The organism is Oleiphilus sp. HI0043 (assembly GCF_001634935.1).
In genome coordinates, this window is sequence record NZ_LWEY01001139.1 from 1 (window position 1) to 1,688 (window position 1,688).

The following is a 1,688-nucleotide window of genomic DNA, read 5'->3' on the forward strand; positions in this document are numbered from 1 at the left end:
TGCCATCATTACTCCTCCGGTTAACGCGGCGTTATATTTTTTAAACACTGTCACTGTTCAATATACAAGGAAACTAATAGTGAGTAATTGCCCATCTTGCTCCAAAAAGTTTGGCTTTATGAATCTGCTAAAGTCATCAAACCCCATGCGTATCAAATGCAGTGGCTGTAAAGAAATAATACGCATAAATGGTTTTCACGCTCTTATAGCTGTTGTTATTACTTTACCATTAGCGTTTTTAGTTTTAGCTGCTGTAGCAAAGGCAACTGCTAGCGGGGGTATAGCAGTTGCAGCGGCAATATTTTCAGGCTTAGTCGCTGAGTTTGTATTTTATAAATTGGTAATTTCTGGCAAGGTTAAATCTAATCTCGTAGCAAATGAAATATAACCAGGCAATCAAAGATCGCCCACGAAAGGGCCCGTGGGCTGGACTCGCTTTGCTGCGCGCCGCTCGCCCTTTATTGCGGCGTTAGGTTTTTATCACACAGTATCGGATATGAAAATAAAACAATACCAAGTTGATGCCTTTGCAACCCGTGCATTCGAGGGAAACCCGGCGGCAGTATGTCCATTGGATAACTGGCTGAAAGATGAATTGCTTCAAGCCATCGCAGAAGAAAACAATTTATCTGAAACAGCATTTTTCGTGCCCACAGAAACTGGGTTTAATTTAAGATGGTTTAGTCCTGTTAAGGGGGTTGATTTATGTGGGCATGCCACATTGGCAACGGCTCATGTCATCTTTGAAATTCTTGGTCATACTGAACCAACGATTATCTTTGAGACGCGTAGCGGCAACCTTTGCGTGGAAAAGGATGGCAATCAACTAAAAATGGATTTTCCGGCGCTAGCACTAACTCCTTGTGAGGTTTCCGAAACTTTGGTTAAAGCCATTGGTGTGTGCCCCATTGAGGTATTGGTCGCGGATGATTACGTAGCTGTGTTTGATAATGAGGCAATCGTTCGAGCCATCACACCAACCCACTCTTTGCTTAGCCAACTCGATTTTCGCGGTGTAATCGTTACCGCACCGGGCTCCGATGTGGATTTTGTCAGTAGATTCTTTGCTCCTAAAATTGGCATCCCCGAAGATCCCGTTACTGGTGCAGCGCATTGCAAACTTGCGCCGTACTGGGCTGGTAAACTTGGGAAAAGCACTTTAAGCGCCAAGCAAGTCTCTAAGCGTGGTGGCAGCCTTACATGCGAAGTCAAAGCCGACCGAGTCATACTGTACGGAAGTACCGTAACGTTTATGGAGGCAGAGATTGCATTCGAAACCTAACAATGCCGTAAACTCGGAGGCATTTTTCGTTCGCGCTGCTCACTACAAATGCGCCGGTTACGGCTGGCGTTAAATGCCAGTAATCAACATATCTATCGCATCAATGATTTGGTAGCGATAATGTTCTAGAGAGTCTACTTCGGATTTCAGAAGCGTTTTAGGCACAGTTGTCATTTGGTTGGTAACGAGGACGAAATCCTCTCCTTCAATTCTAACTGTAGGACATAGCTTCTGAGCTACTTTTTCGTTAACTTTTTTCGAAGGGGTTAACGGGATAACTAGTCTTGAATTCAAGTCATTTAGTAAGTTGTTTTGCACATCAACAAAATAGGGGTATGTTTTTTTACTGCTTTTGTCTTTGTTCAAATAAAGCGTAAATTGGCTCATTAAAAGCTCCTGAATGAGT

General features: G+C 43.4%; 3 protein-coding genes. 2 read left to right on the forward strand and 1 reads right to left on the reverse strand.

The window, feature by feature from the left end:
- The coding region (locus tag A3729_RS12765; RefSeq protein WP_231877435.1) for a hypothetical protein at positions 1-388 on the forward strand (388 nt) is incomplete at its 5' end.
- A gap of 33 nt (positions 389-421) precedes the next feature.
- Positions 422-1,282, forward strand: coding sequence for a PhzF family phenazine biosynthesis protein (locus A3729_RS12770; protein ID WP_369808642.1), 861 nt, complete (start codon positions 422-424; stop codon positions 1,280-1,282).
- A gap of 69 nt (positions 1,283-1,351) precedes the next feature.
- On the opposite strand, the gene A3729_RS12775 is transcribed toward A3729_RS12770, so the two are convergent.
- Positions 1,352-1,688: CcdB family protein (locus A3729_RS12775; protein ID WP_231877436.1), on the reverse strand; the 337-nt coding region annotated here is incomplete at its 5' end.